This is a genomic window from Stenotrophomonas sp. Steno-Z4, from assembly GCF_056393145.1.
Genome location: NZ_JBWJPC010000001.1, coordinates 303,568 through 329,071 on the forward strand (window position 1 = coordinate 303,568; position 25,504 = coordinate 329,071).

At 68.1% G+C, this 25,504-nt stretch carries 24 protein-coding genes; 8 read left to right on the forward strand and 16 right to left on the reverse strand.

What is annotated here, in order from left to right; all coding sequences use genetic code 11:
• Window positions 1-37: 37 nt before the first annotated feature.
• The gene (locus tag AC06E7_RS01460; RefSeq protein ID WP_478062636.1) at window positions 38-2,881 is read right to left on the reverse strand and encodes a S8 family serine peptidase; all 2,844 of its coding nucleotides are present in this window, start codon (window positions 2,879-2,881) and stop codon (window positions 38-40) included.
• Between the two features lie 179 nt (window positions 2,882-3,060).
• Between AC06E7_RS01460 and AC06E7_RS01465 the strand changes: the two genes are divergently transcribed.
• From AC06E7_RS01465 to AC06E7_RS01475, 3 genes are all read left to right on the forward strand, one after another.
• The gene (locus tag AC06E7_RS01465) at window positions 3,061-4,236 is read left to right on the forward strand and encodes a thiolase family protein (protein WP_478062638.1); all 1,176 of its coding nucleotides are present in this window, start codon (window positions 3,061-3,063) and stop codon (window positions 4,234-4,236) included.
• Between the two features lie 124 nt (window positions 4,237-4,360).
• Window positions 4,361-4,702 carry a hypothetical protein gene (locus AC06E7_RS01470; RefSeq protein ID WP_068853606.1) on the forward strand — a complete coding sequence of 114 codons (342 nt, stop codon included), beginning with the start codon at window positions 4,361-4,363 and terminating at the stop codon, window positions 4,700-4,702.
• Between the two features lie 114 nt (window positions 4,703-4,816).
• The gene (locus AC06E7_RS01475) at window positions 4,817-5,221 is read left to right on the forward strand and encodes a hypothetical protein (protein WP_068853607.1); all 405 of its coding nucleotides are present in this window, start codon (window positions 4,817-4,819) and stop codon (window positions 5,219-5,221) included.
• Between the two features lie 71 nt (window positions 5,222-5,292).
• Here AC06E7_RS01475 and AC06E7_RS01480 read toward each other — a convergent pair whose 3' ends face one another.
• Window positions 5,293-6,924 carry an acyl-CoA dehydrogenase family protein gene (locus AC06E7_RS01480; protein WP_478062641.1) on the reverse strand — a complete coding sequence of 544 codons (1,632 nt, stop codon included), beginning with the start codon at window positions 6,922-6,924 and terminating at the stop codon, window positions 5,293-5,295.
• A 105-nt stretch (window positions 6,925-7,029) separates the two neighbouring features.
• Here AC06E7_RS01480 and AC06E7_RS01485 point away from each other — a divergent pair, with 105 nt between their 5' ends.
• Genes AC06E7_RS01485 through pdeM form a run of 4 tightly spaced genes read left to right on the forward strand, consistent with a single transcriptional unit; the run spans window position 7,030 to window position 12,734 of the window.
• The gene (locus AC06E7_RS01485; protein ID WP_478062643.1) at window positions 7,030-8,037 is read left to right on the forward strand and encodes a ligase-associated DNA damage response exonuclease; all 1,008 of its coding nucleotides are present in this window, start codon (window positions 7,030-7,032) and stop codon (window positions 8,035-8,037) included.
• Window positions 8,034-9,638, forward strand: coding sequence for an ATP-dependent DNA ligase (locus tag AC06E7_RS01490; protein ID WP_478062644.1), 1,605 nt, complete (start codon window positions 8,034-8,036; stop codon window positions 9,636-9,638). Before AC06E7_RS01485 ends, AC06E7_RS01490 begins: the two co-directional genes overlap by 4 nt.
• A 14-nt stretch (window positions 9,639-9,652) precedes the next feature.
• Window positions 9,653-12,100, forward strand: a complete 2,448-nt coding sequence (locus tag AC06E7_RS01495; RefSeq protein ID WP_478063604.1) for a ligase-associated DNA damage response DEXH box helicase — start codon at window positions 9,653-9,655, stop codon at window positions 12,098-12,100.
• The gene (pdeM, locus tag AC06E7_RS01500) at window positions 12,090-12,734 is read left to right on the forward strand and encodes a ligase-associated DNA damage response endonuclease PdeM (protein ID WP_478062645.1); all 645 of its coding nucleotides are present in this window, start codon (window positions 12,090-12,092) and stop codon (window positions 12,732-12,734) included. The genes AC06E7_RS01495 and pdeM overlap by 11 nt, the downstream gene beginning before the upstream one ends.
• Before the next feature lie 25 nt (window positions 12,735-12,759).
• Here the strand turns inward: pdeM and AC06E7_RS01505 are convergent, their stop codons facing one another.
• The 8 genes from AC06E7_RS01505 to rlmD form a co-directional block, all read right to left on the reverse strand.
• The gene (locus AC06E7_RS01505; RefSeq protein ID WP_068853613.1) at window positions 12,760-13,026 is read right to left on the reverse strand and encodes a hypothetical protein; all 267 of its coding nucleotides are present in this window, start codon (window positions 13,024-13,026) and stop codon (window positions 12,760-12,762) included.
• Window positions 13,027-13,104: 78 nt separating this feature from the next.
• The gene (locus AC06E7_RS01510; RefSeq protein ID WP_478062646.1) at window positions 13,105-14,325 is read right to left on the reverse strand and encodes an FAD-dependent oxidoreductase; all 1,221 of its coding nucleotides are present in this window, start codon (window positions 14,323-14,325) and stop codon (window positions 13,105-13,107) included.
• A 66-nt stretch (window positions 14,326-14,391) separates the two neighbouring features.
• Window positions 14,392-14,598, reverse strand: coding sequence for a cold-shock protein (locus AC06E7_RS01515; protein ID WP_068853615.1), 207 nt, complete (start codon window positions 14,596-14,598; stop codon window positions 14,392-14,394).
• 88 nt (window positions 14,599-14,686) lie between these two features.
• Window positions 14,687-15,433: an S-methyl-5'-thioinosine phosphorylase gene (locus AC06E7_RS01520; RefSeq protein WP_068853616.1), complete on the reverse strand. Its 747-nt coding sequence runs from the start codon at window positions 15,431-15,433 to the stop codon at window positions 14,687-14,689.
• A 9-nt stretch (window positions 15,434-15,442) separates the two neighbouring features.
• Window positions 15,443-15,997, reverse strand: a complete 555-nt coding sequence (locus tag AC06E7_RS01525; protein WP_068853617.1) for a hypoxanthine-guanine phosphoribosyltransferase — start codon at window positions 15,995-15,997, stop codon at window positions 15,443-15,445.
• Entirely contained in the window at window positions 15,997-17,004 is a 1,008-nt protein-coding gene (gene nagZ / locus AC06E7_RS01530; protein WP_095363543.1) for a beta-N-acetylhexosaminidase, read from the reverse strand. Before nagZ ends, AC06E7_RS01525 begins: the two co-directional genes overlap by 1 nt.
• Window positions 17,005-17,095: 91 nt before the next feature.
• On the reverse strand, window positions 17,096-17,584 hold the full coding sequence (locus AC06E7_RS01535) for a CYTH domain-containing protein (protein ID WP_478062650.1): 489 nt from the start codon (window positions 17,582-17,584) through the stop codon (window positions 17,096-17,098).
• 1 nt (window position 17,585) lies between these two features.
• Window positions 17,586-18,920 (reverse strand): 23S rRNA (uracil(1939)-C(5))-methyltransferase RlmD, encoded by a 1,335-nt coding sequence (gene rlmD, locus AC06E7_RS01540; protein ID WP_478062651.1) that lies wholly within the window; start codon window positions 18,918-18,920, stop codon window positions 17,586-17,588.
• A gap of 137 nt (window positions 18,921-19,057) precedes the next feature.
• On the opposite strand from rlmD, the gene AC06E7_RS01545 reads away from it, so the two are divergent.
• Window positions 19,058-19,786: an Hpt domain-containing response regulator gene (locus AC06E7_RS01545; RefSeq protein WP_478062653.1), complete on the forward strand. Its 729-nt coding sequence runs from the start codon at window positions 19,058-19,060 to the stop codon at window positions 19,784-19,786.
• A 279-nt stretch (window positions 19,787-20,065) separates the two neighbouring features.
• On the opposite strand, the gene recO is transcribed toward AC06E7_RS01545, so the two are convergent.
• Genes recO through lepA form a run of 6 tightly spaced genes read right to left on the reverse strand, consistent with a single transcriptional unit; the run spans window position 20,066 to window position 25,406 of the window.
• Window positions 20,066-20,788 carry a DNA repair protein RecO gene (gene recO, locus AC06E7_RS01550; protein WP_478062655.1) on the reverse strand — a complete coding sequence of 241 codons (723 nt, stop codon included), beginning with the start codon at window positions 20,786-20,788 and terminating at the stop codon, window positions 20,066-20,068.
• 33 nt (window positions 20,789-20,821) lie between these two features.
• A complete protein-coding gene (gene era, locus AC06E7_RS01555) occupies window positions 20,822-21,718 on the reverse strand; it encodes a GTPase Era (RefSeq protein ID WP_068853623.1) in 897 nt (298 codons plus the stop codon).
• Window positions 21,715-22,395 carry a ribonuclease III gene (gene rnc, locus AC06E7_RS01560; RefSeq protein ID WP_068853624.1) on the reverse strand — a complete coding sequence of 227 codons (681 nt, stop codon included), beginning with the start codon at window positions 22,393-22,395 and terminating at the stop codon, window positions 21,715-21,717. Before rnc ends, era begins: the two co-directional genes overlap by 4 nt.
• A complete protein-coding gene (locus AC06E7_RS01565) occupies window positions 22,385-22,768 on the reverse strand; it encodes a DUF4845 domain-containing protein (protein ID WP_068853625.1) in 384 nt (127 codons plus the stop codon). The genes rnc and AC06E7_RS01565 overlap by 11 nt, the downstream gene beginning before the upstream one ends.
• Window positions 22,769-22,796: 28 nt before the next feature.
• Entirely contained in the window at window positions 22,797-23,591 is a 795-nt protein-coding gene (gene lepB, locus AC06E7_RS01570; protein ID WP_095363548.1) for a signal peptidase I, read from the reverse strand.
• Window positions 23,592-23,615: 24 nt separating this feature from the next.
• Complete coding sequence (gene lepA / locus AC06E7_RS01575; protein WP_068853627.1) at window positions 23,616-25,406, reverse strand: translation elongation factor 4; 1,791 nt, start codon at window positions 25,404-25,406, stop codon at window positions 23,616-23,618.
• Between the last annotated feature and the right edge of the window lie 98 nt (window positions 25,407-25,504).

Here is a 25,504-nt window from a genome sequence, read left to right on the forward strand (position 1 = left end):
CAACTCGCGCCCTTTTTTGTTGCCTGTCGCGCCTGGATCAGAACGCGGCGGAGTACCGCAGCGCGACCTGGCTGAGGTCGCCTCGCGGGCCGAAGCGCTGGTCGTAGCCGAACGAGAGCTGCGAGTTGCGCGTCAGCCAGGACTGCACCGACAGGCCGAACAGGCCGCCGGAGCGCGCCGGCTGCAGGCCGGCCACCGGCGCCCAGGCATCCACGCCAACGAAGCTGGCATCGAATGCCAGGCCATCGCTGGACAGGGTCTGCTGCCATTCGGCATAACCGCGCAGCGACCAGCCACGCAGGCGCGTTTCCGCGCGCAGGCCGGCCAGCGCCTGGCTGCGGCTTGACGCGCGGCTGTCCGCACGCAGGCCAAAACCGAAGCCGCCGTCTTCGCTGAAGCTGTCGCTGTCCAGGCGCGCGTAATCCGCGCCGAGGTACGGGGTCAACGATGCCCCGGCGCCGCCGAAGCGGTAGCCCGATTCCACGCTGGCGGTGCTGAAATTGCCGCCGTAACGGGCATTGACCCCGTACTGCCCCGCGCCCAGCAACAGCTGGCGGTCGATCTCGCGGGTGAACTGGCCGGCGCCCAGCTGCGCCAGGGTGTAGGCCGCACCACTGTTCCAACCCGCGTACAGCTGGGCCTGCGACTGGCGGTCACGACCGCTGTCGCCGCCCCACTCGCGGCTGCTGTTGCTGCGCGTTTCGCCAAAGGCAAAGCCCATCACGCCGTTGCTGCCCAGCGCCATGTCCTGGCCCATCATCCAGCCCTGGGTCTGGAAGCCGCTGCCGGCGAAGCTGCCCTGCCCGGCCTCGCCCAATGCACTCTGCCAGGCGCCGCGCAGGCGCGGTGCGGCGGACACCGCATCGAAGCGCGTCGACAAGGCGCGGCGATTCATGTCGAGGTTGTCGAAGGTCATGCCGTTGGCCAGGCTGTGCGCCTTGCCCGACAGGCTTTCCAGGCTGGCCTCCAGGCCGGCCGCGCCCTGCACCCGCTGCAGCTCGCCGGCCGCATCGGCAAAGCCCGGCGTGCCCGGACCGGTGCCGGTATCGAGCAGGTCGAACGCCTGTTCCACGCGCAGGGCCGAGGCGGCCGAAATGGCACCCAATCCGGCCGACGCCGCAGCGCCGGAAACGCTAACGCGGTTGATGTTCAACCCGGCCGAGTAGTGGTCATAGGTGAACGTCGCATCCAGCAGCACGACGTTGCCGAGCGCGGTGTAGCGATCGAACGTGCCGGTCAGGCCCTGGGCGGCGGTAATCAGCTCCTGCCGGACACCCGTCCGCGGCACATAGCCTTCCACCGCGCGGTCGATCAGTACCGTACCGCCGTTGAGCTGGGCGGTGCCGGTCACCTTCAACGCCTGCGCACCCAGCGCGGTCGAGAACACGCCGGTGGCCTCGTGGGTGTAGTTGCCCTGGATCACGGCGGTAACGCCGGCCTCGAACAGGTACAGCGTGCCGCCGTTGACCACGTTGCCGGTGACCCCGGTGGTACCGGCGCGGAACTGCAGGCCGCCGGCCTGCAGGACCTGGACATCGGAACCCAGCGACGCGCCGTCGGCCAGCGAGAGCGCGCCCGAACGGACGGTGGTGCCGCCGGTGTAGGTGTTCTTGCCACCGAGGATCAGCGTTCCCGCGCCGGACTTGTCCAGTCCGCCGGCACCGCCGATGTTGTTGCTCCAGGTGCTGAAGTTGGACGAACCCGGCAGGTCGACCACCATGGTGCCCCAGTCGAACCGGCCAGGGCCGTTGACCGCCTTGCCCACGTTGAGCAGGCCGTACCCGAACACGCTGTCCACGCCGGCCGCGCCGAGGTCGGTGGCGGTGCCGAGCAGGGTCTGCCGCACCTGGTCATTGCTGAAGTACGGGTACCTCTGCCAGACCAGCGCCGCCGTACCCGAGACCAGCGGTGCCGCGTAGGAGGTACCGCCGCCCCAGAGGTAGCTGGGGGTACTGCCCGTGGTGCTTGCGGGGTCGACAAACACCGCTTCGCCCGGCGCGGCCAGGCAGTAATTGGCCGCCACGCCACAGGCGTTGGCGTAGGACGCCAGGGTGTCGGGCTGGTTGGAATTGACCGCGGTGACTGCCAGCCAGCCACGCTCCAGGTCCGCGGCCGGGCGGGTATTGTTCGGGCCGGCCTGGCTCGGCAGTGCGGCCATGTTGGACGGGTCCGCCTTGCTTTCGTTGCCGGTGGCAAACACCACCAGGCCGTTGTTGGTGGTGATGAAGGGCCGATACTCGGCCGCAATGGCAGCGGTCGCGGCCGGGTTGGTCCAGTACAGCCCGCCCCAGGAGTTGTTCATGATCTTCACGCCGTCGGCGATCAGATCCTGGTGCACGGTGGCCAGCCCCAGCGCGCCATCGACCTGGTTGCCGTTGCCGGTGCCGTCATCGACCGGCGCCTTGTCGGCGATGATGCGCGCCGACACGATCTGCGCCCTGGTGGCCACCCCGCCAGGCCAGTCGCCGAATGCGGCGCCAGCGGCCAGCGATGCCACGGTCGTACCATGGCCGACCACATCGTCCACCGCCAGGTTGTTCTTGGTCGGATCGACATAGCTGTGGCTGGCCACCACCCGGCCCGCCAGGGTCGGATGGGCCCGGTTTACTCCGGAATCGACCACGCCGATCCGGATCCCCTCGCCACTCCAGTCCTGGTCCTTGCCGTTGATGATGGCAAGGTGCGCGTCGATGGCCGGCTGGGTCGGCTTGACCGGCGGCGGCGTCACCGGCGGCACCACCACGACCGGTGGCGTGACCGGCGGCACCACCGGCGCTACCGGCAGGTCCCCCTTGCTGTTGCCGCTGCCGCCACCGCACGCGCTCAAGGCCACGGCCAGCGCGCCGGCCAGCACGTTCCTGCTGAAAACTACCTGATTCATCCCTGCTCCCCAAAACGTAATTGAAACCACGCGTGGCGTCCCGCCTGTCCGGCCGACACCGGTGGTAAATGCTGACCCTCTATACTGGGCCACCCCCACGCAGTCTGCCGGGAAACGCGCCGCCATACCATGCCCTGCGTTCCCTTTTCGTAAATCGCTCACGCAATAACGAGATTGCCATGCCCAACATTGTCATCGCCGCTGCCAAGCGGACCGCCATCGGTTCCTTCCTCGGCCAGTTCAACGGCGTGCCCACCCCCACCCTGGGCGCCACTGCCATCGCCGCCGCCCTGGAACAGTCCGGCGTGCCAGCGGCGGATGTCTCCGAAGTGATCATGGGCTGCGTGCTGCCGGCCAACCTGGGCCAGGCCCCGGCCCGCCAGGCCGCCGTGGCCGCTGGCATCCCCTACGCCACCGGCGCGACCACCCTGAACAAGGTCTGCGGGTCGGGCATGAAGGCCATCATGCTGGGCCACGACCTGATCAAGGCCGGCTCGGCCAGCATCGTGGTCGCCGGCGGCATGGAATCGATGTCCAACGCGCCGCACCTGCTGCCCAATTCGCGCACCGGCAACCGCTTCGGCAACTTCCAGGCGGTCGACCACATGGCCCACGACGGCCTGGTCAATGCGTACGACGGCAAGGCCATGGGCGAATTCGCCGAATGCGCGGTGGACAAGTTCCAGTTCAGCCGCGAGGAACAGGACGCGTATGCGATCGAATCGGTGCGCCGCGCGCAGGCCGCGCAGGCTGCCGGCGCGTTCGATGATGAAATCGTGGCCGTGAAGGTCGCGGGTCGCAAGGGCGAGGTGGAGTACAGCCAGGACGAACAGCCCGGCCGTTCGGATATCGCCAAGATCCCGACCCTGCGCCCGGCGTTCAAGAAGGACGGCACGGTGACCGCCGCCAGCTCGTCGAGCATTTCCGACGGCGCTGCCGCCGTCGTACTGCTGTCCGAAGACGATGCGGCCGCCCGCGGCGTGCAGACGCTGGCCCGGATCGTGGCCCACGCCACCCACTCGCAGGAACCGGAGTGGTTCACCACCGCGCCGATCGGCGCCATCCACAAAGTGCTTGAAAAGGCCGGCTGGCGCCTGGACCAGGTGGACCTGTTCGAGATCAACGAGGCGTTCGCCGTGGTGGCCATGGCGCCCATCCGCGAACTGGGCATCGACCCGGCGAAGGTCAACGTCAACGGCGGCGCCTGCGCACTGGGCCACCCGATTGGTGCCTCGGGCGCCCGGCTGGTGGTGACGTTGGTCAATGCCTTGCGCAAGCGTGATGCAAAGCGCGGAATTGCTACACTGTGCATTGGTGGCGGGGAAGCAACCGCCATCGCCATCGAATTGATTTGATTGGTTTTAACACCCGTTTCGCAAAACTGAATGCGGGATCGCTTGACAGCCCAACGTGGCTTGTCATCATGTTGCCGGGCGCGCAATAGCGCGTTGCCTAATCTAACGACGAGGATTCACACAAATGAGCATCAACAAGCTGCTGATCGCAATGGCCCTGGGCCTGGCTCTGACCGCCTGCTCGAAGCAGGAGCAGGCTGCTGACGCCGCCGCTTCGGCCAACGAAGCTGCTGCCGACGCCCAGGTCGCTGCCGACCAGGCCGCTGCTGCTGGCGCCCAGACCGCCGACGCTGCCCAGGCTGCCGCCGACACCGCCACCACCGCTGCTGACGCTTCGGCTGATGCCGCTGCCCAGGCTGGCGCTGCTGCCACCGACGCTGCTGCCGACGCTGCTGCCGACGCTGCCAAGGCCGGTGAAGCCACCGCCGAGCAGGCCAAGGACGCTGCTGAAGAAGCCAAGAAGTAATAACTTCTTTCTTCAAGCAAGTCTGAAGAAGCCGCTGGTTCGCCAGCGGCTTTTTCTTTGGCTTCACGGCAGGGTGAATAGGATCAGCGTCCCTGAAACCTGACGGAGAACGCCATGAAGATTCGTTCGATCACCACACCGCTGATGGCGGCCTCCCTGCTGCTGGCCCTGGTGGCCTGCAAGGGCCCGGAAGCCGAACAGGCGCGTGCCGATGCCGCGCAGGCGGCCGACAGCACCGGCGAAGCGGCACGTGTCGCCGTGGACAAGGCTGCGGCATCCACCCGCAATGCCGCCGATGAAGCGGCTGCCGCCTCCGAACGCGCCGCGGCCGATGTACAGCCGGCCTTGGACCGTGCCGCCGACGCCAGTGCAGCGGCGGCTGCCGATGCCAAGGTTGCCGCGCGCGATGCAGCGGCGCATGCCAGCGAGGCGACCGCCGATGCCGCCGAGAAGGTGGCCGACAAGGCGCGTGACGTGGCCGAAGACGCCAAGCAGAACGCAGACGCCGCCAAACGCTGATGCGACCTGTCACGCCGGCCACCGGCCGGCGTGACCTCCAGCGGTAGTGCCAGGTCCGGCCTGGCAATCGATCAAGGCAACGCCCGCGCCATCACCGCGCCGACGTCCACCTCATCAGGCAGCGTCCCGAATGCCGCTCCATGCGCCCCGCCCAACCGCGAGCGCACGAACGCAGGGGCCATCGGGCTGCCCGCACGCAGCAGTACGGCGGCCTGCAGCAGCAGCGCCAGCCGTTCGGTCACCACCCGTGCCTGCGCTTCCGATGGCGTAGCGGCCAACAGCTCCCGCAACGACGCCAACGCGTGGTCATAGTCCGCATCGCGCCCGGCCACCGCGTCCAGCTCCGCATCCAGCACCGGCAGCACCTGCGGCTCGCGCGCCAACGCACGCAGCACATCCAGGCACTGGATGTTGCCGCTGCCTTCCCAGATGGAATTCAGCGGTGCCTGCCGGTACAGCCGCGGCAGGATCGACTCCTCCACGTAGCCCGCGCCGCCCAGGCATTCCTGCGCTTCGTTGACGAACACCGCCGCGCGCTTGCACACCCAGTACTTGCCCACCGCCGTTGCAATGCGTGCGAACGCGGCCTCCTGCGCATCCTGCGGCGCCTGGTCCACCGCGCGTGCCACGCGCATGGCGAAGGTGGTGGCCGCTTCGGATTCGATGGCGAGGTCGGCCAGCACGTTGGCCATCAGCGGGTGGTCGCACAGGCGGCGTCCGAAGCTGCTGCGGTGACGGGTGTGGTGCAGCGCCTGCGCCAGGGCCATGCGCATTTCCGCCGCCGCGCCCAGCATGCAGTCCAGCCGGGTCATCATCACCATGCCGATGATGGTTGCCACGCCACGCCCTTCGGCGCCGACCCGGCGCGCCCAGGCGCCGCACAGCTCGATCTCGCTGGAGGCATTGGACCAGTCGCCCAGCTTTTCCTTCAGCCGCATCAGGCGGAACGCGTTGCGGTTGCCATCAGCCAGCCGGCGTGGCATCAGGAAGCAGGTCAGTCCTCCCGCCGCCTGCGCCAGCACCAGGAATGCATCGGACATCGGTGCGGAGAAGAACCACTTGTGCCCCACCAGCGCGTAGCTGCCATCGTCGCGACGTTCGGCGCGGGTGGTGTTGCTGCGCACGTCAGAGCCGCCCTGCTTCTCGGTCATGCCCATGCCCAGGGTGATGCCGGCCTTGTCGGCCATCGGCACGTCGCGCGGATCGTAGACCGGTGCGGCGGCTTTTTCGGCCCACTCGGCCAGCAACGGGTCCTGGCGCAGCACCGCCACCGCGGCGTGGGTCATGGTCAGCGGGCAACTGGTACCGGCATCGGCCTGGTGGTGCAGGAAACTCAGTGCGGCGCGGGCCACGTGCGCGCCGGGGCCGCCCTCGTGCCACGACAGTCCCGCCACCCCGTGGCGCTTGGCCAGCTCCATCAGCTGGTGGTAGGCCGGATGGAACTCCACGGTGTCGATGCGGTGCCCCTGCGGGTCGTGCGTTCGCAGCCGCGGGCGGTCGCGGTTGGCGTCGAAACCGAGCCGGTAGAGGGTGTCGCCCGCAATGGCGCCGTAGGCCTGCAGCGTATCGATGAACGCGGCACCACCCTCGCGACGCACTGCCTCGCTCAATGCCACGTCGTCGGCCCACAGGTTGCGGCCGCCGAACGGGGGCGGCTGGTTGGCCACTTCATGGGTCTCGAATACAGGCAATACGGACGTCATCGTGCGGGCCTCCTGGCGGACCCGATGATTCTGCCGCATCCGCATGCGGGCTGCTGTTCAGGCGGATTCTCACCTCGTGCACGAACCCGTCGGCACAGTGCAGGCATGACGACGCACGCGGCAAACAGCGACCTGGTAGTACTGCGCCCCGAGGGCCTGTACTGCCCAGCAGGCGATTTCCATATCGACCCGTGGCGACCGGTGCCGCGCGCGGTCATCACCCACGGCCACGGCGACCATGCGCGCAGCGGCATGGGCCGCTACTACTGCAGTACCGGCAGCGTGCCGATCCTGCGCTGGCGGCTGGGTGATGTGGCCCTGGAAGCACATGACTACGGTGAACGCTTCACGTTGGGCGGCGTGCAGGTGTCGCTGCATTCGGCCGGGCATGTGCTGGGGTCGGCGCAGGTGCGCATCGATGACGGCCAGCAGGTGTGGGTGGCGTCGGGCGACTACAAGCGCCAACCGGACCCGACCTGCGCACCGTTCGAGGTGGTGCCCTGCGATGTGTTCATCACCGAGGCGACGTTCGCATTGCCGATCTACCGCTGGCAGGACACGCGCGAGGTCGCCGCCGAGATCGTGGCGTGGCGGCGCGAATGCGAACAGCGCGGCGAAGCGGCGATCCTGCTGTGTTACGCGCTGGGCAAGGCGCAGCGGGTGCTGGCCGAACTGCTGCCGCTGGATGATCAACCGGCCTGGCTGCACGGCGCCATCGCCAATGGGGTGGCGGTGTATCGCGAGGCCGGCATCGCCATGTTGGAAACCCACACGGTGGCCGAACAGGGCCGCGAACCCGACGCGGCCGGCAAGTTGATCCTGGCGCCGCCTTCTGCCGCGGGCACCACCTGGCTGCGCCGCTTCGGCAGGCACCAACTGGGCTTCGCCTCCGGTTGGATGCGGCTGCGCGGCAACCGGCGCCGACGCAATTACGACCGTGGCTTCGTGGTCTCCGACCATGCCGACTGGCCGGCGTTGCTGCAGACCATTGAACAGACCGGCGCGCGCCGGGTGATCGCCACCCACGGCAACACCGATGCGCTGATTCCGTTCCTGCGCGAACGTGGTGTTGCCGCCGAAGCCTTCCGCACCGATTTCGGGAGCGAAGAATGAGGGCGTTTGCCGCGCTGTACCAGCGCCTGGACCGCAGCACCGCCACGTTGGACAAACGCGCCGCGCTGGTGGCGTACTTCCGCGACGCGCGCCCGCATGACGCAGCGTGGGCGCTGTACCTGCTCAGCGGCGGCAAGGTCGGTGGCGCACGCCGCAAGATCGCGGCCAGCGGCGAGCTGCGCGCGTGGATCGCCGACGCATCGGGCCTGCCCGCGTGGCTGGTGGCCGACAGCTACGACCAGGTCGGCGACCTGGCCGAAACCCTGACCCTGCTGTTGGATGATCCTGCGGAAGGCGCGCAGGACCGCCCCCTTGCCGACTGGATCGAAGGCCACCTGCTGGCCGTGGCGAACCAGCCGGAACCGGTACGTCGTGCTGCGGTGGAGGCAGGCTGGAGGCAGCTGCCTGCCGCCGAACGGCTGGTATTCAACAAGCTGCTGACCGGGGCGTTGCGCGTAGGCGTCTCCCAGCGGCTGGTCCAGCAGGCGCTGGCGGAACTGTCGGGAATCGACATCGCCCGCATCGCGCAGCGCATGCTGGGCGAGTGGGTGCCCTCGCCGGGGCTGCTCGCCAACCTGCTCAGCGCCGAAGAACGGCCTGAAGACCGCCAGCAGCCGTATCCGTTCTTCCTGGCCTCGCCATTGGAAGCCGAGGCCGACAGCCTGGGCCCGATCGACGAGTGGACGCTGGAATGGAAGTGGGATGGCATCCGCCTGCAGGTGCTGCGTCGCAAAGGCGAAGTCGCCCTGTGGTCGCGCGGCGAAGAGCGGCTGGATGGGCGCTTTCCGGAAATCGAAGCAGCCGCGATGGCGTTGCCGGATGGCACCGTGATCGATGGCGAGCTTCTCGCCTGGCGCGATGACGAGGCACAGCCGCTGCCTTTCACCGCCCTGCAGACCCGGATCCAACGGCGCAGACCCGGCCCGAAGACATTGCGCGATACGCCGGTGCGCGTGCTTGCCTACGACCTGCTCGAACTGGACGGTAACGATCTGCGCCAGCAGCCGCTGGCCGAACGGCGCACCCTGCTCGCCGGATTGCTTGCCACCCTCGGCGATACGCGCATGGTGCTGTCGCCCACGCTCGATGCCACGGACTGGCAGGACGCCGCCGCTCAGCGGGCATTGGCCCGCGAACGCGGCGTGGAAGGGCTGATGCTCAAGCGCAGCACGTCGGTCTACCAGGGCGGGCGCCGCCGTGGCGACTGGTGGAAGTGGAAGATAGAACCGCTGACCATCGATGCGGTGATGATCTACGCGCAGGCCGGGCATGGCCGGCGCAGCACGCTGTACACCGACTACACCTTCGGGGTGTGGGACGGCGAGCGGCTGGTGCCGGTGGCCAAGGCGTATTCGGGGCTGGACGACAAGGAAATCCTGGCCCTGGACCGCTGGATCCGGGCCAACACGATCGAACGCTTCGGGCCGGTGCGCAGCGTACGCGGTGAGCAGGTGTTCGAACTCGGCTTTGAAGCGGTCAACCGCAGCAGCCGGCACAAGTCGGGCATCGCAGTGCGCTTCCCGCGCATCCTGCGCTGGCGCCATGACAAGCCGGCCGGCGAAGCCGACACGCTGGCCCAGCTGCAGGCGCTGGCGCGGTGACCCGACGCGACGCGATGGCGCGGCTGACCGCGTGGTTCGCCAGCCGTGGCTGGTCGCCGCTGGCGTTCCAGAAGACGATGTGGCGGCACTACCTGGCCGGCGAATCCGGGCTGCTGCACACGCCTACCGGCAGCGGCAAGACGCTGGCGATGTTCGGCGGGCCGCTGCTGCAGGCGCTGGTCGATCCGCTGCCGCGCGCACCGGGTGCGCGCGCCGGCAAGACCGTGCCGGCGCTGCAGGTGCTGTGGATCACCCCATTGCGCGCGCTGGCCAGCGATACCGCACGCGCACTGCGTGAACCGCTGGCGGCGCTTGGACTGGACTGGCAGGTGGGGCTGCGCACCGGCGATGCCAGCGCGCGCGATAAACGCCTGGCCCGCGAAGGCCGGGTGGATGTGCTGGTGACCACGCCCGAATCGCTGGCGCTGCTGCTGAGCTACCCCGATACGCAGGAGCGCATGCGCCGGCTGCGCTGCGTGGTGGTGGATGAGTGGCATGAGCTGCTGGGCAACAAGCGCGGCGTGCTGCTGCAGTTGAATCTGCGCCGCCTGCGCGATGCGCTGCCGGCGCTGCAGGTGTGGGGCCTGTCGGCCACGCTCGGCAACCTGGACGAAGCGCGCGAGGTATTGCTGCCCGATGTGCCCGACGCGCCGCTGGTGTCGGGGGCGCGGCCACGCCCGGTGAAGGTGGAAACGCTGTTGCCCGCGCACGGCGAGCGCTTTCCATGGGCGGGCCACCTCGGCCTGTCGCAGCTGCAGCGGGTGCAGCAGAAGCTGTTCGCGGTCGGCACCAGCCTGCTGTTCACCAATACCCGCGCGCAAGCCGAACTGTGGCACCAGGCGCTGTCGGCGGTGTGGCCCGAAGACCCGGCCACGCTGGGCCTGCACCACGGCTCGCTGGACCAGGTGCAGCGCCGCATCGTCGAGCAGGGCCTGCGCGACGGGGCACTGCGCTGCGTGGTGGCCACCTCCAGCCTCGACCTGGGGGTGGATTTCCCGGCCGTCGACCAGGTCCTGCAGATCGGCAGCCCGAAAGGCATCGCGCGGCTGGTGCAGCGCGCCGGGCGCGCGCGGCATCGCCCGGGGGAATCGGGCCACATCGTCTGCGTGCCGTCGCACGCGCTGGAGCTGGTGGAATACGCCGCCGCGCGGCGTGCACTGGCCGCTGGCGTGATCGAAGCGCGACGCCCGCTGCGGTTGTCGCTGGATGTGCTGGCCCAGCACTGCGTGAGCTGCGCGCTGGGCGGCGGCTTCCGCGCCGACGAGCTGCTGGCCCAGGTCCGGCGCACGCACGCGTTCGCATCGCTGGAGCTGGCGCAGTGGCAGGGCGTCCTGGACTTCATCGTGCAGGGCGGCCAGGCGCTTGCGCAGTACCCGGACTTCCACAAGGTGGTGCGCGACGACGACGGGATCTACCGCGTGAACGACCGCCGCGTGGCGCTGCGCCACCGGCTGTCGATCGGCACCATCACCAGCGATGGCAGCGTCATGGTGCAGTTCCTGCGCGGCGGCCGACTCGGCAGCGTGGAAGAACAGTTCGTCGGTCGCCTGCGCCCCGGCGACCGCTTCCAGTTCGCCGGCCGGCTGCTGGAGCTGGTACGGCTGGAGAACCTCACTGCTTACGTCAAGATGGCGCGTGGCGGCGATGGCGTGGTGCCGCGCTGGCAGGGGGGCCGCCTGCCGCTGTCCGAGGCGCTGGGCCACGAAATGGAAAGCGTGCTCGCGTCCGCGCCGGACAGCCCTGAAATGCACTGGCTTGCACCGCTGCTGCGCCTGCAGGCACGCGTATCCGCGCTGCCCGGCCCGTCACTGCTGCTGGTGGAAAGCGTGCGCCGCCGCGAAGGACAGTTCGTGTTCGTGTATCCGTTCGCCGGGCGCCAGGTCAACGAGGGGCTGGCGGCGCTGATGGCGATGCGCTGGACGCGCCTGCAGGCCAATACCTTCGGCTACGCCGCCAACGATTACGGCTTCGTGCTGGCACCGGCGCGCGCGGTGGAGGTGGATGCGGCGCAGGTGTCGGCATTGCTGCAGCCGGACGGTCTGTTCGAGGACCTGCGCGACAGCCTCAACCTGGGCGAGCTGGCACGCCGCCAGTTCCGCGATATCGCGCGCGTGTCCGGGCTGTTGATTCCCGCATTGCCGGGCCGCACGCCACGCAGCCTGCGCCAGCTGCAGGCGTCGGCCGGACTGCTGTATGACGTGCTGCGCCAGCATGATCCCGGGCACATCCTGCTCGGCCTGGCCGAACGTGAGGTACTGCATGAGCAGCTCGACCTGACCTGCCTGGCCGAAACGCTGCGCCGCTGCCAGGGCCGCACGTTGTGCGTGCAGCACCCGGCAACGCTGGGGCCCTTGTCCTTCCCGCTGTGGGCCGAGCGCCTGCGCGGGCAGCTCAGCAATGAAGACTGGAAGACGCGCGTGCTGCGCGCCGTGGGCCAACTGGAGAAACGCCATGCCGACTGACGTCGTGACCGAGATCGCGGGCGAGCAGGTCCGCCTGCTTGGCGCGCGCGCGCTGTACTGGCCGGCGCGCGAAGCGCTGCTGATTGCCGACCTCCACCTTGGCAAGGCCGATGTGTTCCGGCGCGCGGGCATCGGGTTGCCCAGCGGCGGCACCGGTGACGATCTGGCGCGGCTGTCGGCACTGGTGGTCGACCACCCCGTCCGCACGGTTTGGATCCTGGGCGACGTGCTGCATGGCCCTGCGCATCGGGCCGCGTGGTACCGGCAATGGCAGGCATGGCGGGAGCAGCATCCGCGACTGGAGATCGGCGCAGTGGCCGGCAACCATGACCGCGTGCTGCCCAAGGCCGACCTGGGCATCACCCTGCTCGGCGAACGCGTCCAGGAGGGGCCGTTCCTGCTGCGCCATGATCCACAACCGCATCCGAGCCGGCATGTCCTGTGTGGCCACCTGCATCCACTGGCCCGGCTGCCGGGCATGCAACGCCGCTGGCCGGCCTTCTGGCTGCGCGAACGCTTGACCGTGCTGCCGGCTTACTCGCGCTTCACCGCCGGCATCGCACCGGTCGTGGCCGCCGGCGAGCAGCTGGTCGCGTGCGTCGACGACGACGCGATCGCGCTGCCGGCACGTTGACGCCGGCACGCGCGGATACAGCGGCTCACGCTGCCGAAGGCAGCGCTTCCATCAACAGGATCTGCGGGGCATCGGGATTGCGCCGCACGGGACAGCGCTGCACCTCGGCCAGCATGGAACGCGCTGCGGCGCGGATGCGGGCGTGGTGTTCGGGGGCGGCATGGGTGATCAGACTGGTGACATGGAAGTCGAAAACATCTTCCATCACATCCGGCTGATCCTCGTGGAGCATCTGCAGCAACCCGCGCAGTTTGCGGATTTCAGAATCGAGAACGTCGGCCGGAAACAGCATGTCTTTCTCCTTGGGGGCAACAACACAGCATTGTTCTTGTGCCACAAGGCAAGTGACCCTGCCGTCAACGGCCGCCATTCATGTGCTCATCGCCTCGACGAAACCCGGCGACAATCCCAGCGTGCCCCACCAGCCGCGCTGGGTGCCGCTGAGCACGCGCAGCATGTGGCCGCGACCACCCGGCAGCCGACCCATCGGCTGGAACAGCACATCGCGTGCGTGCGCGAGCAGGTCGCGCTCGGACTGGAACACCGGGGTCAGCCACCGGCTCCAGAACTGGTAGATGCCCACGTGTGCACTGCGCTGCGCCTGGTAGGCCTGGAGCGCGGCATCGGCAGCGTCGTGCGCGCGCAGCGCATCGCGCAGCGCCAGCGCGTCCATCAGCGCCATGTTCACGCCCTGCCCCAGCTGCGGGCTCATGGCATGCGCCGAATCCCCGGCCAGCACCAGCCGGTCGCGGTGCCAGCGGCTCATCACGGCATCCCGGTAACCGGCACTCGCCAGCTGCGCGCCATCGCGCACATCCTGCAGGCGCAGGTGCGCCTGCGGCCACAGCGCGGCGATCTCCTCCAGCCAGCGCTGCATGCCATCCCGTTCCCACTGCTCGAACTGCGCGCGCGGCAGGCTCCAGAAGAAGCTCAGGCGCGGCTGCGCATCATCGGGGCGGGTGCCGACCGGCAACAGCCCGATCATCTTGCGCGCCGCCACGTAGCGCTGCCGCAGCTCGTCATGGTGCGGCCAGTCGCCGCGCGGCAACAGGCACCACAGCGCACCCCACGGGTATTCGCGGTCAAGCCGCGTGCCCTGCACCAGCGTGCGCAGCGACGAGGCCGACCCATCGGCGGCGATCACCAGGTCATACGGGCCGTGCCAGTGCCCGCGCGCGTCGCGCACGCGGCCATTCTCGGTATCCACATCGACGATGGCGGTGTCGGCCTGCAGGTTGCCCGGGTGCTCCCAGGCCTGGGCCAGCAGCGAGAACAGCGCGCCGCGCTGCATGCCGATGCCGTGCAGGTGCGCATGCAGCGCCGCATAGCGCATGTCCATCACCGCGCGCCCGCACGGCGTTTCACCGTACAGCCGGCGCACCGGCGCGCCGTGCTGCAGCACCCGTGGCAGCAGGTCCATCTGCCACAGCACGTCCAGACCGCTCGGCTGCAGCAGGAACCCCGCGCCTACCGGACCCGGCTTGGGCGCGCGCTCGAACACGTGCACATCGTGATGGTCGCGTGAAAGGAGAATCGAGAGCGCCTGGCCCGCCGTTCCGTAGCCAACGATGGCAATCGTACGTTTTTTCATCTGACGTCCTGTCCGGCATCAAAAAAAACCCCGCCGAAGCGGGGTTTTCCTTGCGCTGCGGTGGAGTTACTCCGCCGGCGCGATGTTCGAAGCCTGGGCGCCCTTCGGACCCTGGCTCACTTCATAAGTGACCTTCTGGCCTTCCTGCAGGCTGCGGAAGCCCTTGGAGTTGATCGCGGAGAAGTGCGCGAAGACATCAGCGCTGCCGTCATCCGGCGAGATAAAGCCAAATCCCTTGGCGTCGTTGAACCACTTGACGGTACCGTTCGGCATGGTAATGCGAGACCTTCTTCAATGAATGGGTGGTGTACGCTCAACCAGCGCACTGGCGGAGTATGCAAAGCTTGTCATGCAATGACAATCATCCGCGTGCCAATTCGCCAATCAGTTCCGGCAATCCGGCCGAAGCCGCGTCAACATTGGCCAGTACTTCGGCCATCGTGATCTCGTCGCCATCGCCACAGCCGGCCGCCCAGTTGGCCACGATCGCCAGGCAGGCGTAGTCCAGGCCCAGCTCGCGGGCCAGGCCGGCTTCGGGCATGCCGGTCATGCCGACCAGGTCGCAGCCATCACGGCGCATGCGCGCGATTTCCGCATTGGTCTCCAGCCGCGGCCCCTGCGTGGCGCCGTAGCAGCCGCCGTCCTGCAGGCGCACCCCGGTGACCTTGGCCGCCGCCAGCACCTTGCTGCGCAGCATCGGCGTGTACGGGTGGCCGAAGTCCACATGCAGCACCTCGGTGCCCGGCTCCTCGCTGAGCGTGGAGATGCGGCCCCACGTGTAATCGATCAGCTGGTCCGGACAGGCCAGCACGCGCGGACCGAACTGCTCGGTGATGCCGCCGACGGTGTTGAGCGCGAGCACGCGGGTGGCACCGATCTGCTGCAATGCAGCAAGATTTGCGCGGTAATTGATCTTGTGGGGCGGCAGTGAATGGCCTTCGCCATGCCGGGCCAGGAACGCCACGCGCTGGCCGAGCAGCGTGCCGACCCGGATCGGGCCGGACGGCGTGCCGTAACGGGTTTCGACCACGTGGCTGTTCACGTCATCGAGCTGGGCCAGCTTGTACACACCGGTGCCGCCGATGACGGCCAGGGCAATAGGGTCCATGGGCGCTGATTATTCCTTCATCGCGTAGATGGCCGGCACGCCGCGCAGCGCTTCGTTGACGTCCATGCCGAAGCCGAACACGTAACGGTCCGGCAGTTCGACACCGGCGTAGTCCGCCTTGACGTCGGGCAGCGCGCGGTCGTGCTTCTTCACCGTCATCGCGGCGATGCGCACATCGGTGGCGCCCTGCTCCAGGCACCAGGTGCGCACGCCCTGCAGGGTGAAGCCTTCGTCCAGGATATCGTCGACCAGCAGCACGCGGCGGCCGAACAGCGAGGTGGCCGGCTTGTGCTTCCAGACCAGCTCGCCGCCGGTGGTTTCACCGCGGTAGCGGGTGGCGTGCAGGTAATCGAACTGCAGGTCCTGGCCACGCGCGCCCAGCTCCAGCGCCAGCTGGCCGGCGAACGGCAGCGCGCCGTGCATGATCGACAGGAACAGCGGGACCTCGCCCTTGTAATCCGCCGCGATGGCATCGGCGATGGCCGCGATGGCCGCATCGATGGTGGGGCGGTCGACCAGCAGGTCGGCCTGGGCCAGGGCCTGGGAAATGGTGAGGTTGGGCATCAGACGTTTCTTCCAAGGGTGTCGAGCAAACGGGATTGGGAGGTGCCATGGCGGGCATCGGCCAGCAGGCCGTCCCAGCCAAGCGCGCCCCGGCCGATCAGGCCGAGCAGCGCAGCAGTATTGAGGGGGCGGCCGTCGACCGCGCGCAGCGCCTCGTCGACCAGTTCCGGGTGGCAGACCAGCACCACGTCGCAGCCGGCATCCAGGTGCGCATGCACGCGCGCCTGCACGCCCCCGGCGGAGAACGAGGCGGCCATGCCGATGTCGTCGGAGAACACCACGCCACGGAAGCCCATTTCCCCGCGCAGGATCTGCTGGATCCAGCGCGACGAGTAACCGGCCGGTTCCGGTGCGACCTGTGGGTAGACCACGTGGGCCATCATCACCGCGTCGGCACCGGCATCGATGCCGGCGACGAACGGCACCAGGTCCAGCGCACGCAGCGCGTCGAGATCACGCGGATCGCTGGCGGCCGCCACGTGGGTGTCTTCCAGCACGCTGCCGTGGCCGGGGAAATGCTTGAGGGTCGCGGCCATGCCGACGCTGTGCATGCCGCGCACGTAGGCGCGGGTGAAGGCGGCCACGACCTCCGGGTCGGCACTGAAGGCACGGTCGCCGATGGCGCGGTTGCCGCGGCCCAGGTCGACCACCGGGGCGAAACTGAGGTCCACGCCGCTGGCGCGCACTTCGCTGGCCATCAGCCAGGCGTGCTGTTCGGCAAGGGCCAGGGCTGCCTCGGGATCCTGTGCGTACAGGGAGTCGAAGCCCTGCAGCGGCGGCAGCGCGCTGAACCCGTCGCGGAAGCGCTGCACGCGGCCGCCTTCCTGGTCCACGCAGATCAGCAGCGGGCGCGGCGCGGCGGCGCGGATCGCGGCCGACAGCTCGGCGATCTGCTGGCGCGAGGCGAAATTGCGCTTGAACAGGATGACGCCGGACACGGCGTCGTGCTGCAGCCAATCGCGTTCCTGGGCGGTAAGTTCGGTCCCGGCAACGCCGATCACGAGCATGGGTCGATCTCCATAGCGGGGCACCGTGATGGCGCACTGCCGCATTGTCGCAGAAGGCGTGTCCCCGAGGCCACGGGCGCGGCGGGCGTATTCAGGGCCAGCGGCTGTACGGGTTCGCGGCCAGGGCGAGGTTGTAATACCGGACCTGGTCGGTCACTTCCTCCCCGACCCAGGACGGCAGGTCGATGGCCTGGTCGGCCTGCTCCAGTTCGACCTCGGCCACCACCAGCCCGGCGTTGTCGCCCAGGAACTCGTCCACTTCCCACAGCAGCCCGCCGTGGTGGACCAGGTGCCGGCGCTTGTCGATCAGGCCGCCCACGCACAGCGCCAGCAGCGCGCGGGCGTCCTCCACCGGGATCGGGTAATCGAATTCCTGGCGGGTGTGCCCGACCTCGCGCGACTTCATGTTGAGAAATGCCTCATCGCCCTGGATGCGCACCCGCACCGAGGCCTTCTGGGCGCCGCTGTCGATCGAGGCGGTGTCGTTGAGGTAGCCCTGTGCCATCGGAATGACCGCGTGCGCGGCGGCGCGCCAGTCATCGCCGGTGACCAGGAACTTGCGCTCGATCTCGATGCCCATCTCAACGCTTCTCGAAGACGGCGATGCTTTCCACGTGCGCGGTGTGCGGGAACATGTCCATCGCACCGGCCGACACCAGGGTGAAGCCCTGCTCGTTGACCAGATAGCCGGCGTCGCGCGCCAGCGAGCCGGGGTGGCAGCTGACGTAGACGATGCGCTTGAACTGCTTGAGCGGCAACTGCTGGAGGACTTCGATCGCGCCCGAGCGCGGCGGGTCCAGCAGCAGCTTGTCGAAGCCCTGGCGCATCCACGGGGTCTGGCGCTGGTCCTGGGTCAGGTCGGCGGCGAAGAACTGCGCGTTGTCCAGGCCGTTGCGCGCGGCGTTTTCCCTGGCCCGCGCCACCAGCCCGGCTTCGCCTTCCACGCCCACCACTTCGCGGACGGTGCGCGCCAGCGGCAGGGTGAAGTTGCCCAGGCCACAGAACAGATCGAGCACGCGCTCGTCCGGGCCGGCGTCGAGCAGCTCGAGCGCCAGCGCGATCATCTTTTCATTGAGCTTGGCGTTGACCTGGATGAAATCCAGCGGGCGGAACGCCAGCTCCACGTTCCACGGCGCCAGCCGGAACGACAGCGGCACCTCGCCAGGCAGCAGCGGGTGCACGGATTCAACACCGCCGGGCTGCAGGAAGATCGCAAACCCGTGCTCAGCCCCGAACGCGGCCCAGGCCGCCTTGTCCGCATCGCTGAGCGGCAGCATGTGGCGGATGGTCAGCACGATCGCATCGTCGCCGGCAATGAACTCCACCTGGGGGATGTCGCGCTTGCCATCCAGGGATTCGATGAACGCCGACAGTGCCGCCACCTTCAGGCCGATTTCCGGGATCACGGTCAGGCACTGGCTCAGGTCCGCCACGAAGCGCGGGTCCTGTTCACGGAAGCCGACCAGGGTCTTGTCCTTCTTTTCCACCCGGCGCACGGAGAAACGCCCCTTGCGGCGGTAGCCCCAGCTTTCGCCGACCAGCGGCGGCAGCACGGTTCCGGGGCTGACATGGCCGATCCGGGTCAGGTTGTCGAGCAGCACGCGCTGCTTGGCCACGATCTGCTGACCTTCTTCCAGGTGCTGCAGCACGCAACCGGCACACACGCCGAAGTGCGGGCAGCGCGGGGTGACCCGCTGCGGCGAGGGCTGCAGGACCTCCACGGTCCGCGCCTCGTCGAAATGGCGGTTGCGGGCAGTGGGCTCGGCGCGCACCACTTCGCCCGGCAGGGCGCCGGAAATGAAGGTGACCTTGCCGCCCTCGCCGTCACGGCGGGCGACGCCCCGGCCATCATGGCTGAGGTCGAGGATGTCGGTCTGGAACGGCGTCTTGTCGAGGCGGGAACGGGATCGGGCCACGTGGCAACAGGCTGCGGGCAAAAAGGGTGCGTATTGTCGCAGATACGCGCCGCGAGCTGCCGGGTGACCCCATCGGGAGGCTTGCAGGACGCCATATCGTGTTTAATATGGGCATAGCTGACATGGAGGCAGCCCCAATGCAGATGACCCCGAGGGCTCCCGTGCCCCGACTCCTGCTCGTCGAGGACGACACCATCAGTCGCGGCTTTTTCCGGGCCGCGCTGGAAACCCTGCCCGCGCAGGTGGAAACCGCCGATTCGCTGGTCACTGCCCTGGAACGGGGCCGCAACGGCGAGCACGATCTGTGGCTGATCGATGTGAACCTGCCCGACGGCAATGGCAGCCAGCTGCTGAGCGCCTTGCGGCTGACGCGTCCGGACACGCCCGCCCTGGCCCACACGGCCGATGGCGACACCAGCATCCATGCCCGTCTGCGGGATGACGGGTTCAGCGAAACCCTGGTCAAACCGTTGAGCCGTGAGCAGCTGCTGCAGGCCGTGCGCCGTGCGCTGGTCAACAGCCCCGGCAGCGCCGCCCGGGCCGTCGCCGCTGGCGGCAGCGAGGTCGAACGCGAGGACTGGGACGAAATCACCGCGCTGGCGGCCCTGAATGGGCAGCGCCATCACCTGATCGCCCTGCGCGAACTGTTCCTGGCCGAGCTGCCCGGGGTCCGCGACGCGGTGGCCCAGGCGGTACAGCAACACGATGTAGGCACCTTGAAGGGTCAGCTGCACCGGCTGCAGGCCAGCTGCGGCTTCGTCGGCGCCGCGCGCCTCGCGCGCGCGGTACGCCAGCTGCACCAGGCCCCGGAATCCAACGGCGCCCACACCCAGTTCAAGGCGGCCGTAGAGTCCCTGTTGCATTAGGCACCCCGCAGACACGCATGGCGTGTCCCTACGAATGCCCGAAACGTTCGACCCCAAACCCACGCGACCAAGGGTCGTAGTGACACGCCATGCGTGTCAAAGCCATGCCCCTGCGCACGTAAACCGCCATGCGTGTCAAAGCCATGCCCCTGCGCACGTAAACCGCCATGCGTGTCAAAGCCATGCCCCTGCGCACGTAAACCGCCATGCGTGTCAAAGCCATGCCCCTGCGCACGTACACCGCCCTCCGCACCAGCCAAGCCTCCCCGAGCACGCACATCACCGCCTGCGCGCCAGATCCTCAAGCATCTCCCACGATTTCAGACCACGCCCACCCAGGTGGTGCAGCAGCACCGCACGCATCCCTCGCCGCAGGCTGGCCAGGTCATCCAGCCCGGGCAGCGCATCGTTGGCCAGGGCCAGCAGCGCACTCCCAGTCGCCGTCCCCCGCCGCGGGTCCACCCCGCGCTCGCTGAGCAACCGTCGCGGCCCTTCCAGCGGGTCCAGCTCATAACGCGCGGCCGGGTCGACCGGCTCGCCATCGCTGCCATGGGTCAGGTCGAAGCCAAACCCCAGTGCCTCCAGCAGGTCGCGCTCGAACCGCCGCAGGGTCCAGGCCAACGGCTCGGCGGCTGCCAGCCGCTGGCGCACCTGCCCGTAGTGGTCGTAGAGGTCGGGCAGCGGGTCCTGGCGGGGCGCCAGCCGCATCACCAGTTCATTGACATAGAAGCCGGCCAGCATGGCATCGCCGCTCAGCCGCGGCGCGGCATCCAGGGCCTCGGCCCCACGCAGCTGGGCCAGCTCGCCGCGCTGCACGGCGGCCAGGCGGATCCATTGCAGGGGCTGGAGGGCGGCGCGCAGCGCCTGGCTGCGCGGGCTGCTCACGCCGCGCGCCAGCAGCCCGATCCGGCCGTGCTGCTCGGTCAGGACCTCGACCAGCAGGCTGGTCTCCCGCCAGGGGCGGGCATGCAGCACGAAGGCCGGTTCGTCGTCGATGCGCATGGCCGGGGGCGGTGAGCGGCAACCCTGCCGGGTTTACTCGTAGCCGAAGGCCTTCAGCGCAGCTTCGTCGTCCGACCAGCCTTCGCGCACGCGCACCCAGGTTTCCAGGAAGACCTTGGCGTCGAACAGGCGCTCCATCTGCATGCGCGACTTCGCGCCGATGTCCTTCAGGCGGCTGCCGCCCTTGCCGATCACGATGGCCTTCTGGCCTTCGCGTTCAACCCAGATCACCGCACCGATGCGCAGCAGGTTGCCGTCTTCGACGAAGCGCTCGATTTCCACCGTGGTGGCGTACGGCAGCTCTTCACCGAGCTGGCGCATCAGCTGCTCACGAACCAGTTCGCCGGCCAGGAAGCGCTGGCTGCGGTCGGTGATTTCATCTTCGCCGAACATCGGCGGGGCTTCGGGCAGCAGCTTCAGGAGGTCGCGCACCAGCGCTTCCAGGCCGTTGCGCTTCTGCGCGGAGATGGGGTGCACGGACGCGAACGTACGGCCTTCGGTGACCTGCTGCAGGAACGGCAGCAGGGCCGCCTTGTCCTTCAGTCGATCGACCTTGTTCACCACCAGCACCACCGGAATGCCGGCGTCGCTGAGCACGTTGAACGCCAGGGTGTCTTCTTCGTCCCAGCGGCCGGCTTCGATCACCAGCATGCCGGCATCCACGCCCTCGAGCGAGCCGCGCGCGGCGCGGTTCATCACCCGGTTCATGGCCCGCTTCTGCACGCGGTGCAGGCCGGGGGTGTCGACCAGGACCAGCTGGCCTTCCGGATAGCTGGCAATGCCCAGCAGCCGGTGGCGGGTGGTCTGCGGCCGGTTGGAGACGATGCTGACCTTGGCGCCCACCAGGGCGTTGGTCAGGGTCGACTTGCCGACGTTGGGGCGGCCGATGACGGCCACGCTGCCGCAATGATGGGGAGTTGCTTCGCTCACTTGGAATCCAGTTGCTCGAGGGCGGCAGCTGCCGCCTGTTGTTCGGCCAGCCGTCGCGAGGCACCTTCGCCTTCGGTGCTGACAGCAGGATCGGCTACGCCGCAGCGTACCCGGAAGGTCTTGGCGTGATCGTCGCCTGATTCTGACACCAATTCGTACAGCGGCAATGCCTTCTGTCGGCCCTGCAGCCATTCCTGGAGCCGGGTCTTGGGGTCTTTTTCAGGCTTGCCGGTAGCCGGCAGCGCCTCCATGGAGGGGCCAAACCAGGGCAGCACCACGGCCTGGCAGGCGGCGAAGCCGGCGTCCAGGTAGATGGCGGCCACCACGGCCTCCAGCGCGTCGGCCAGGATCGAGTCCCGCCGGTGGCCCCCGGATTTCATTTCGCCCGGCCCGAGCGTGAGCCGCTCGCCCAGATGCAGGGTGCGGGCAATGACCGCCAGCGCGCCTTCGCGCACCAGCTCGGCCCGCGCCCGGGTCAAGGCGCCCTCGTCGGCCTTCGGCCAGCGCTGGTAGAGCGCCTGGGCCACCATCATGTTGACGATGCTGTCGCCGAGGAATTCCAGCCGCTCGTTGTTCGGCGTGCCGGCACTGCGATGCGTCAGGGCCTGCTGGAGCAGGCCCGGATCCTGGAAGGCGTGACCGATCTGGTCACCACGTTGATAGGTTTTAGTCGGCACCGCTGAGGGTCAATTCCTGGTGTGCATCAAATTTTCCAACCACGTCGAGGTTGCCCACCAGCGGGCGACGCACTTCGTAGTTGACCTTCATGTTCCAACCGCCACTGACGCGTTCGAACTTGACGTTGGCCGGCTTGACGCTCTCCGAATAGCTGATGTCCAGCCGGCGGAAGAACATTTCCTGCACCTTGCCCGGTTCCATGTTGGCCACGCCCGGTTCCTTGGCCACGCCCTTGAGCGCGGTCTTCACTGCGTAGAACTCGGAATACATCGGGAACAGCTTCATGCCGATGTACAGGCCGAACCCCACGATGCACAGCACGACCAGGAACGAGGTCAGGGTCATGCCACGCTGCGTCTTCATCGTCTTCATTGCGTTCTCCCCAGATACGCGGTTGGAATCAGTTGATGCCGGTGCCGATGCGGGACGGTTCAAAACCATCCTTGCAGAACCAGCCCGAGCAGTTCAGCCAGATCAGGAACGCCTTGCCGCGGAGGTTCTCTTCCGGCAGCAGGCCCCAGAAACGGCCGTCATCGCTGTTGTCGCGGTTGTCGCCCATGACCAGGTACTTGCCCGGCGGCACGGTCCACTGGCCTTCGCCACGCGGATAATCGGTCTCCAGCACGGTATGGGTGCGGCCCGGCAGGTGCTCCACCAGCAGTGAGGCGCCCTCCCCCTGGCCACGGTGCCCAGCATACAACCCCTTGCTGTCGTACTTGAGCGGTGTGCCGTTGAGGATGACCCCATCGCCCTGGAAGGCGATTTCGTCGCCCGGGACGCCGATCACGCGCTTGATGAAGTTCTCGCCCTTGTTCGGGTCATTGTCCGAATGGCCCGGGAAGTGGAACACCACCACGTCACCGCGCGCCGGCTCGCCGATCGGGACGACCTTGGCGTTGTTCAGCGGCAGGCGCAGGCCATAGGCGAACTTGTTGACCAGGATGAAATCGCCGATCAGCAGGTTCGGCATCATTGAACTGGACGGGATCTTGTAAGGCTCTGCAATGAAGCTGCGCACCACCAGCACGATGGCCAGCACCGGGAAGAACGCCCGGGAGTAATCCACCAGTACCGGCTCGCTGTCCAGCAGGCCGGCCCGCGCAGCGCGGCGCTTGGCGAAGTACAGCTTGTCGGCCAGCAGGATCAGGCCCGAGGCCAGCGTCAGTACGACCAGCAGGATTTCAAACAGTTTCATGCAGTGTCCTTGGGAACGGGAGCCTTACTTGTCCATCTGCAGCACGGCGAGGAAGGCTTCCTGCGGAATCTCCACGCGGCCGACCTGCTTCATGCGCTTCTTGCCTTCCTTCTGCTTCTCCAGCAGCTTCTTCTTGCGCGAAACGTCGCCACCATAGCACTTGGCCAGCACGTTCTTGCGCATGGCCTTGACCGTGGTGCGGGAGATGATCTGCGAGCCGACGGCGGCCTGGATCGCCACGTCGAACATCTGCCGCGGGATCAGCTCCTTCATCTTTTCGCACAGCTCGCGGCCGCGCCGGTCGGCATGGCTGCGGTGCACGATCAGCGACAGCGCATCGACCTTGTCGCCGTTGATCAGCACGTCCACGCGGACGAACGGACCGGCGTCGAACCGCACGAACTGATAATCCAGCGAGGCGTAGCCGCGGCTGACCGACTTGAGCTTGTCGAAGAAGTCCAGCACCACCTCGGCCATCGGCAGCTCGTAGCTGATCTGCACCTGGCTGCCCAGGTAGTTGATGCCGATCTGGCTGCCGCGCTTTTCCTCGCACAGCTTGATGATGTTGCCGATGTACTCCTCGGGGGTAAGCACGTTGGCACGGATGATCGGCTCGCGGATCTCGCTCACCATGTTCACCGGCGGCAGCTTGGCCGGGTTGTCCATGTTGATGATCGTGCCGTCGGTCTTCAGGACTTCATAGATGACGGTCGGCGCGGTGCTGATCAGGTCGAGGTTGTACTCGCGCTCCAGCCGCTCCTGCACGATTTCCATGTGCAGCATGCCCAGGAAGCCGCAGCGGAAGCCGAAGCCCATCGCTTCGGAGCTTTCCGGCTCGAAGCGCAGCGCCGCATCGTTCAGGCGCAGTTTGTCCAGCGCTTCGCGCAGGTCCGGGTAGTCTTCGGCATCGACCGGGAACAGGCCGGCGAACACGCGCGGCTGCATTTCCTGGAAGCCGGGCAATGCCGACGGCGCCGGGTCGGCGGCCAGGGTCAGGGTGTCGCCCACCGGGGCACCATGCACGTCCTTGATGCTGGCCGTGACCCAGCCCACCTCGCCCGCGCGCAGGGCCGGCAGCACCTTGCGCTTGGGGGTGAACACGCCGACGTTGTCGACCTGGTGGTTGCGGCCGGTGGACATCACCTGAAGCTTGTCACCGGCCTTGATCTGGCCCTGCATCACGCGCACCAGCGAGACCACGCCCAGGTAGTTGTCGAACCAGGAGTCGATGATCAGCGCCTGCAGCTTGTCGGTATCGCGCGGCTGCGGGGCAGGGATGCGATGCACGATGGCTTCCAGCACGTCCACCACGTTCAGGCCGGTCTTGGCACTGACCGGCACCGCGTCGCTGGCATCGATGCCGATCACGGCTTCGATTTCGGCCTTGGCGCGCTCGATGTCGGCGGTGGGCAGGTCGATCTTGTTGATCACCGGCACCACTTCCAGGCCCTGCTCAACGGCGGTATAGCAGTTGGCGACCGACTGCGCTTCCACGCCCTGGGCCGCATCCACCACCAGCAGCGCGCCTTCGCAGGCGGCCAGCGAGCGGCTGACCTCATAGGAGAAGTCGACGTGCCCGGGGGTGTCGATGAAATTCAGGTGGTAGGTCTGCCCATCTTTGGCCACGTACGGCAGCGACACCGACTGGGCCTTGATGGTGATGCCACGCTCGCGCTCGATCGGATTGGAGTCGAGCACCTGCGCCTCCATCTCGCGGGCCTGGAGGCCGCCGCAAAGCTGGATGATGCGGTCGGCCAGCGTGGACTTGCCGTGGTCGACGTGGGCGATGATGGAGAAGTTGCGGATGTTCCGCATCGAATCAGAGGACATAGGTGGCGGCGGCGCGGCGCGTCGTCAGGATAACGGTACATTATCGCATGGCCGACCCCTCCCCGCGTGCCGGGGGGCCAAAT

What these genes read in the sequence shown, in the direction of transcription:
- AC06E7_RS01485 (WP_478062643.1), top strand. Translation starts at nt 7,030, where the DNA reads ATGACGACGCACGCGGCAAACAGCGACCTGGTAGTACTGCGCCCCGAG.
- AC06E7_RS01465 (WP_478062638.1), top strand. Translation starts at nt 3,061, where the DNA reads ATGCCCAACATTGTCATCGCCGCTGCCAAGCGGACCGCCATCGGTTCC.
- AC06E7_RS01535 (WP_478062650.1), bottom strand. Translation starts at nt 17,584, where the DNA reads ATGGGCATCGAGATCGAGCGCAAGTTCCTGGTCACCGGCGATGACTGG.
- AC06E7_RS01470 (WP_068853606.1), top strand. Translation starts at nt 4,361, where the DNA reads ATGAGCATCAACAAGCTGCTGATCGCAATGGCCCTGGGCCTGGCTCTG.
- lepB (WP_095363548.1), bottom strand. Translation starts at nt 23,591, where the DNA reads ATGAAACTGTTTGAAATCCTGCTGGTCGTACTGACGCTGGCCTCGGGC.
- AC06E7_RS01520 (WP_068853616.1), bottom strand. Translation starts at nt 15,433, where the DNA reads ATGGACCCTATTGCCCTGGCCGTCATCGGCGGCACCGGTGTGTACAAG.
- AC06E7_RS01510 (WP_478062646.1), bottom strand. Translation starts at nt 14,325, where the DNA reads ATGAAAAAACGTACGATTGCCATCGTTGGCTACGGAACGGCGGGCCAG.
- recO (WP_478062655.1), bottom strand. Translation starts at nt 20,788, where the DNA reads ATGCGCATCGACGACGAACCGGCCTTCGTGCTGCATGCCCGCCCCTGG.
- AC06E7_RS01480 (WP_478062641.1), bottom strand. Translation starts at nt 6,924, where the DNA reads ATGACGTCCGTATTGCCTGTATTCGAGACCCATGAAGTGGCCAACCAG.
- AC06E7_RS01495 (WP_478063604.1), top strand. Translation starts at nt 9,653, where the DNA reads ATGGCGCGGCTGACCGCGTGGTTCGCCAGCCGTGGCTGGTCGCCGCTG.
- lepA (WP_068853627.1), bottom strand. Translation starts at nt 25,406, where the DNA reads ATGCGGAACATCCGCAACTTCTCCATCATCGCCCACGTCGACCACGGC.
- AC06E7_RS01545 (WP_478062653.1), top strand. Translation starts at nt 19,058, where the DNA reads ATGCAGATGACCCCGAGGGCTCCCGTGCCCCGACTCCTGCTCGTCGAG.
- AC06E7_RS01460 (WP_478062636.1), bottom strand. Translation starts at nt 2,881, where the DNA reads ATGAATCAGGTAGTTTTCAGCAGGAACGTGCTGGCCGGCGCGCTGGCC.
- pdeM (WP_478062645.1), top strand. Translation starts at nt 12,090, where the DNA reads ATGCCGACTGACGTCGTGACCGAGATCGCGGGCGAGCAGGTCCGCCTG.
- AC06E7_RS01490 (WP_478062644.1), top strand. Translation starts at nt 8,034, where the DNA reads ATGAGGGCGTTTGCCGCGCTGTACCAGCGCCTGGACCGCAGCACCGCC.
- AC06E7_RS01565 (WP_068853625.1), bottom strand. Translation starts at nt 22,768, where the DNA reads ATGAAGACGATGAAGACGCAGCGTGGCATGACCCTGACCTCGTTCCTG.
- AC06E7_RS01475 (WP_068853607.1), top strand. Translation starts at nt 4,817, where the DNA reads ATGAAGATTCGTTCGATCACCACACCGCTGATGGCGGCCTCCCTGCTG.
- AC06E7_RS01525 (WP_068853617.1), bottom strand. Translation starts at nt 15,997, where the DNA reads ATGCCCAACCTCACCATTTCCCAGGCCCTGGCCCAGGCCGACCTGCTG.
- AC06E7_RS01505 (WP_068853613.1), bottom strand. Translation starts at nt 13,026, where the DNA reads ATGCTGTTTCCGGCCGACGTTCTCGATTCTGAAATCCGCAAACTGCGC.
- AC06E7_RS01515 (WP_068853615.1), bottom strand. Translation starts at nt 14,598, where the DNA reads ATGCCGAACGGTACCGTCAAGTGGTTCAACGACGCCAAGGGATTTGGC.
- nagZ (WP_095363543.1), bottom strand. Translation starts at nt 17,004, where the DNA reads ATGCTCGTGATCGGCGTTGCCGGGACCGAACTTACCGCCCAGGAACGC.